This is a genomic window from Dialister sp. (genome assembly GCF_036343215.1).
GTDB lineage: Bacteria > Bacillota > Negativicutes > Veillonellales > Dialisteraceae > Dialister.
In genome coordinates this window covers 1-1315 of sequence record NZ_JAZASU010000210.1, presented here as the reverse complement: position 1 = coordinate 1315, position 1315 = coordinate 1, and the positions used below count along the sequence as shown (strand labels likewise).

Annotated in this window: 3 protein-coding genes; all 3 read left to right on the top strand. The window is 45.4% G+C overall.

What is annotated here, in order from left to right:
• Positions 1-90 precede the first annotated feature (90 nt).
• The 3 genes from VZT47_RS10455 (at position 91) to VZT47_RS10445 (ending at position 1077) form a co-directional block, all read left to right on the top strand.
• On the top strand, positions 91-261 hold the full coding sequence (locus VZT47_RS10455; RefSeq protein ID WP_330224902.1) for a C2H2-type zinc finger protein: 171 nt from the start codon (positions 91-93) through the stop codon (positions 259-261).
• A 119-nt stretch (positions 262-380) separates the two neighbouring features.
• On the top strand, positions 381-719 hold the full coding sequence (locus VZT47_RS10450) for a Nif11-like leader peptide family RiPP precursor (RefSeq protein WP_330224901.1): 339 nt from the start codon (positions 381-383) through the stop codon (positions 717-719).
• A 121-nt stretch (positions 720-840) separates the two neighbouring features.
• Positions 841-1077, top strand: a complete 237-nt coding sequence (locus tag VZT47_RS10445) for a hypothetical protein (RefSeq protein ID WP_330224900.1) — start codon at positions 841-843, stop codon at positions 1075-1077.
• Positions 1078-1315: the final 238 nt, after the last annotated feature.

Here is a 1315-nt window from a genome sequence, read left to right as displayed (position 1 = left end):
TTCCGTCAGAAGATTTTTGGGCGAACGCGGTATTTTTAAGTCGTAATTTGCCTGCCTTACTGTCGTGATATTAAAAAGGAGAATAGAGCCGTGAGCGAAGAAATCAAAAAAGAAGCGCAGGACGCGGAGCTGAACCCGGAAGAATTGGACAAAGTTGCGGGCGGATTTGGAGATTATAAATGCCCTAATTGCGGCAGAACGTTTCTTTCACAATCTCAGTTAGAGGCCCATTATCCTTGTGTAACGGATGGGTATTATTGATGTCTCATAATCAAAGCACCCGAGCGGGACGCGGAAACGCTCCCGCTGCAGGCTGCCTTGTATATAGGATAGAGCGGTCATGAGCCCGATCTGGATCAATTGAAAAGGAGAACAAAACCATGAACGAAAACCTGAAGAAATTTCTGGAAGAAGCCAGTAAAAACGAGGAGCTGAAAGCAAAGCTGACCGCGCTGACCGACAAGGAAAACGCAGTAGAGAAAGTCGTCGAGATCGCCAAAGAGTATGGCCTTTCCCTTAACGCTGAGGACTTTAAGCCTGTCGATGGAGAGGAGCTGTCTTTAGATCAGCTGGACCAGGTTGCCGGAGGAGCGTCTTCCAATAAATTCATATGTCCCTATTGCGGTATGGAATTTGACAAATTCGGTAACATTTTGTCTGAGATGGAAATCAAATGGCATATGGCACAGCATTATTTGGAAGAGAACATCCCCAAATAAGAGTTGTTTGCCGGAAGTGCCAAATCCGTTATCTATTGGAACCGACATGGGTTGGGTGCAAGCATATGCTTCCAGGCAGAATAATTAAAGAAAAGAAATAGTCAATACGGAGGGAAAAACCATGAGCGAAGAGATCAAAAAGGAAGCACAGGATGTGGAGCTGAATCCGGAGGAGCTGAAACAAGTTTCCGGGGGCTTTACCAACCATGATAAATGCGAAGAAAGATTTATTATTTCAGAAGAAGAAATGGAAAAAATGAAAAGAGGCATTTGCCCGGTTTGCAACAAAAAAATCGAATCCGGAACAGATATAGATATAATGATAGTTTGGGCGCATGCGAAGAACTGCAAAGGGTGATGCTTGAAAGAAACGCCCCTGTCTCCAAACGGCGGGCTGTCTTCTACATAGAATAGAGCGGTCATGAGACCGATCTAAATATTTTTTGAAAAGGAGAAAAACAGATGAGCGAAGAGATCAAAAAGGAAACGCAGGACCTGGTGCTGGCTCTGGACAAGCTGGAGCAGGTCAGCGGTGGAAGCACAGGTGCTAATGACATGAAGACTTGCCCTGTCTGTGGCGGAAGTGTTGCTGCAGC